Genomic DNA, 4,694 nt, shown 5'->3' on the forward strand with positions numbered 1-4,694 from the left:
CCGGGGCCCAGGGCCCCGGCCGGCGGTGTCCGGTCACATCGTGCAGGACGAGCCATGACTGCCGGGAAAAACAGAAAGCCGGCCCATCCGGGGATGGACCAGCTCACTGGAGGACCGGCTTACCGGTCTGCGCGTCAGCGCGAGACCTTACCGGCCTTGATGCACGAGGTGCAGACGTTGAGCCGCTTCGGCGTCCGCCCGATCACAGCGCGCACCGTCTGGATGTTGGGGTTCCAACGACGAGGGGTGCGGCGGTGTGAGTGGGAGATGCTGTTGCCGAAGCCCGGCCCCTTGCCGCAGACGTCGCAGTTGGCAGCCACAGGAGTCACTCCAAGACTTCAGATCATTTACGTTCGAAAACCCCGGCTGAACCAACAGGCCACTCGCGTGGACCGGACCGGAACAAGGGGTGAGCCTGGACCGTTCCAGGCAACCGAAGCAGCATACAACGCCTGCTTCCGTTCAACGAAATTACCACGTCCGGAGGGTTTGCCGCGCACCCGGCCGATCCCCGGCCGGCCCGGACGCCCCTCCCACCAGGCCTCCTGCCAGCCACGATCCCGGGCGCCCCCCGATAACCTGCCAGCATCGCCCCGCGCCGCCCCGCTGCCCACAGCCCCGCGCGGCATCCCACCCGGAGGAGACCTGGTGCTGCACACGCTCGACGCCCCGGCCGTGCGGACCTGGTGCCGGCTGGCCCTGAGCTCGCTCGGCCAGGCCCGCGAGGAGATCGACGCACTCAACGTCTACCCCGTACCGGACGGCGACACCGGCACCAACCTCTACCTGACCGTCGAGGCCGCGGCCGCCGCCGTCGAGCACACCTTCACCGCGGCGCAGGACGCCGGGCCGGACGCCGCACCGGACCTCGGCCGCGCCGTCCGGGCGATGGCCAGGGGCGCCCTGATCGGCGCCCGCGGCAACTCCGGCGTCATCCTCGCCCAGTGGCTGCGCGGCACCGCCGAGACCCTGGCCACCGCGGGCGGCGGCGCCGACCAGCTGCGCGCCGCCCTGCTGCGCGCCGCCGAGTCCGCCTACCAGGCCGTCGCCGAACCGGTCGAGGGGACGTTCCTCACGGTCGCCGCCGCCGCCGCCCGGGAGGCCGCCGCGGCGGCCGGCGGCCTCGCCCTGGTCGCCGACACCGCCTACCAGGCCGCCCGGCGCGCCCTGCTGAGGACCCCGGACCAGCTCGACGTGCTCGCCGAGGCCGGCGTGGTGGACGCCGGCGGGCGCGGCCTGGTGGCCGTCCTCGGCGCCCTCGCCGACGCCGTCGCCGGGCACCACCCGATGGGCCCGGTCGCGCTGCGCCAGCCCCTCCCGCCGGTCGGCGCGCTGCGCCCCGCCCACGACTGCGAGGGCCACGTCCGGCCGCCCGGCCCGGGCCACCCCGCGTTCGAGGTGATCTACCTGCTGGACGCCCCCGACCGGGCGCTGCCCGCCCTGCGCAGCACCCTCGCCGGGCTCGGCGACTCCCTGGTGATCGGCGGCGGCGACGGGCTCTGGACCGTCCACGTGCACGTGGACGACGCGGGCGCCGCCGTCGAGGCCGGGGTCGAGGCCGGCCGCCCCTACCGGATCAGGATCACCCACTTCGCCGAGGCCGCCGCCCGCGCGGGCTCCGGCGCCGCCCGCGGCGAGCGCGAGCCGCGCGGCCGCACGGTGCTCAGCGTGGTCAGCGGCGCCGGCCTCGCCGACCTGTGCGAGCGGGCCGGCGCCGCCGTCCTGCACGCCGACCCCGACCGGCCGCCGGCCAGCGCCGAACTCGCCGCGGCGGTGCGCCGGGCCGGCGCCCGCGAGGTCGTCGTGCTGCTCAACGACCCGGAGCTGCGGGCCGCCGCCGGCGCCGCCGCCGACCAGCTGCGCGAGGAGGGCGTCAGGATCGCCGTGCTGCCCACCCGCTCGCCGGTGCAGGGCCTGGCCGCCCTCGCCGTGCACGAGTCCTCCCGGCGCTTCGACGAGGACGTGGTCGCGATGACCTCCGCCGCCGGGGCCACCCGCTACGCCGAACTCGCCGTCGCCGAGGGCGAGTCCTGGACGATGGCCGGCGTCTGCCAGGCCGGCGACGTCCTCGGCCTGATCGACGGGGACGTCGCCGTGATCGGCGCGGACCTCGCGGGGACGGGCGAGGTGGTGCTCGCCCGGATGCTCGCCGCCGGCGGCGAACTCGTCACCCTGATCCTCGGCGAGGGCGCCCCCGCCGGGCTCGCCGAGCAGCTCGTCGCGCACGCCCGCCGGCAGCGGCCCGAGGTCGACGCGGTGGTCTTCGAAGGCGGCCAGGAATCGGCGCCGCTGCTCATCGGGGTGGAATGAGCGCCGGGCGGTGCGCCCGGTTGTCGGTCGCCTGGTGTCCAATTGGTGCGTGATGGGCGCTCTCGATGAATCACTGACCAAGACGGTCGGCGACCGCACCGCCAAGGTGCTCGCCGACAGCCTCAAGCTGCACACGCTCGGCGACCTGCTGCACCACTACCCGCGCCGCTACGTCGAACGCGGCCGGCTCACCAACCTCGACGAGCTGGAGGTGGACGAGCACGTCACCATCCTCGCGAAGATCGAGAAGGTCACGCTGATCCCCTTCCGGGGGCGCAAGGGCGACCGGCTGGAGGTCGTCGTCACCGACGGCCGGGGCCGGCTCAGCCTGGTGTTCTTCAACCAGGGCTGGCGGCAGAAGGAGCTGCACACCGGCGCCCAGGGCCTGTTCGCGGGCAAGGTCGGCCTGTTCAACCGGACCCGCCAGCTCACCTCCCCCGACTACCAGCTGATCGAGGAGAGCGCGGGCACCGACGCCGCCGCGAAGTTCGCGGGCCGGCTGATCCCGGTCTACCCGGCCAGTGCGCAGATGCCCAGCTGGAAGCTGTCGCTCTGCGTCGAGACGGCCCTCAACGGCCTCGCCGGGAACGGCTGGGAGGGTGTCGGCGAGCCGCTGCCCGCCGAACTGCGCGAGAAGCACGAGCTGATCCCGCTCCCCGAGGCCCTCGAACTCATCCACCGCCCGCACACCCAGGCCGACCGCGAGCGCGCCCAGAGCCGCCTGCGCTGGGACGAGGCCTTCGTCCTCCAGGTCGCCCTGGCCCAGCGCCGGGCAGCCGACTCCGCGCTGCCCGCGGTGCCCCGCCCGGCCCGTACCGACGGCCTGCTGGCGGCCTTCGACGCCCGGCTGCCGTTCACCCTCACCGAGGGCCAGCAGACCGTCAGCGCCGAGATCTTCGCCGACCTGGCCGGCTCGCACCCGATGCACCGCCTGCTCCAGGGCGAGGTCGGCTCGGGGAAGACGCTGGTCGCGCTGCGCGCCATGATCACCGTGGTGGACGCCGGCGGCCAGGCCGTGCTGCTCGCGCCCACCGAGGTGCTCGCCCAGCAGCACCACCGCTCGATCGTCGAGATGATGGGCGACCTGGCGGAGGGCGGCATGCTCGGCGGCGCCGACATCGGCACCAAGGTGGCGCTGCTGACCGGTTCGATGGGCACCGCCGCCCGGCGCCAGACCATGCTCGACATGGCCTGCGGCGACGCCGGCATCGCGATCGGCACGCACGCCCTGATCGAGGACAAGGTCCAGTTCCAGGACCTGGGGCTGGTCGTCGTCGACGAGCAGCACCGCTTCGGGGTCGAGCAGCGCGACGCGCTGCGGGCCAAGGGCGAGCAGCCGCCGCACCTGCTGGTGATGACGGCGACGCCGATCCCGCGCACCGTCGCGATGACGGTCTTCGGCGACCTGGAGACGTCCGTCCTCGACCAGCTGCCGGCCGGCCGCTCGCCGATCTCCACCCATGTGGTGCCCGCGGTGGAGAAGCCCAACTTCCTGGTCCGCGCCTGGGAGCGGGTGCGCGAGGAGGTCGGCAAGGGCCACCAGGCCTACGTGGTCTGCCCCCGGATCGGCGACGAACCGGACGACCCGAAGGCGGCCGCCAGGAAGCGCCGGGCGCTGCCCGACGACCCGGAGGACCTGGGTGCGGCGAGCGACGACAAGCGGCCGCCGCTCGCCGTGCTGGAGACCGCCGGGATGCTCGCCGAGGGCCCGCTGGCCGGCCTGCGGATCGAGATCCTGCACGGGAGGCTGCAGCCCGACGCCAAGGACGACGTGATGCGGCGCTTCACGGCCGGCCAGGTGGACGTGCTGGTCGCGACCACCGTCATCGAGGTCGGCGTGAACGTCCCGAACGCCACCGCGATGGTCATCATGGACGCCGACCGCTTCGGCGTCTCCCAGCTCCACCAGCTCCGCGGCCGGGTCGGCCGGGGCAGCGCCCCCGGGCTCTGCCTGCTGGTCAGCGACATGCCGGGGGCCAGCCCCGCGCGCGCCCGGCTGGACGCGGTGGCCGGCACCCTGGACGGCTTCGAGCTCTCCCGGATCGACCTCGAACAGCGCCGCGAGGGCGACGTCCTGGGGCAGGCCCAGTCCGGGGTGAAGTCCTCGCTCAAGGTGCTGTCGGTGCTGGACGACGAGGAGGTGATCGCGACGGCCCGCACCGAGGCCGCCGCCCTGGTCGCCGTCGACCCCCGCCTGGAGGACCACCCGGACCTGCGGACGGCCCTGGCCGGGCTGCTCGACGAGGACCGCGCCGCCTACATGGAGAAGGGCTGACAGCACCGCGCCGCGCGGCCCGGGTGACGCACCCGCCCCGCGGGCGCGCTTGAATGGGGGAGCCCCGCCGGCCGGCCGGCGGGGCTCCCCCACGAGCTGTGTCTTTTAA

At 74.7% G+C, this 4,694-nt stretch carries 3 protein-coding genes; 2 read left to right on the forward strand and 1 reads right to left on the reverse strand.

Going from position 1 to position 4,694, the window contains the following annotated elements; all coding sequences use genetic code 11:
- Nucleotides 1-134: 134 nt before the first annotated feature.
- Nucleotides 135-320, reverse strand: coding sequence for a 50S ribosomal protein L28 (gene rpmB, locus ACFUK0_RS39420; protein ID WP_014138233.1), 186 nt, complete (start codon nt 318-320; stop codon nt 135-137).
- 328 nt (nt 321-648) lie between these two features.
- Between rpmB and ACFUK0_RS39425 the strand changes: the two genes are divergently transcribed.
- Both ACFUK0_RS39425 and recG read left to right on the forward strand, forming a co-directional pair.
- The gene (locus ACFUK0_RS39425; protein ID WP_380258779.1) at nt 649-2,310 is read left to right on the forward strand and encodes a DAK2 domain-containing protein; all 1,662 of its coding nucleotides are present in this window, start codon (nt 649-651) and stop codon (nt 2,308-2,310) included.
- A gap of 52 nt (nt 2,311-2,362) precedes the next feature.
- Nucleotides 2,363-4,585, forward strand: coding sequence for an ATP-dependent DNA helicase RecG (gene recG, locus ACFUK0_RS39430; RefSeq protein ID WP_380258781.1), 2,223 nt, complete (start codon nt 2,363-2,365; stop codon nt 4,583-4,585).
- Nucleotides 4,586-4,694 lie beyond the last annotated feature (109 nt).

Source organism: Kitasatospora sp. NPDC057223, assembly GCF_042669755.1.
Lineage (GTDB): Bacteria > Actinomycetota > Actinomycetes > Streptomycetales > Streptomycetaceae > Kitasatospora.

What these genes read in the sequence shown, in the direction of transcription:
- recG (WP_380258781.1), top strand. Translation starts at nt 2,363, where the DNA reads ATGGGCGCTCTCGATGAATCACTGACCAAGACGGTCGGCGACCGCACC.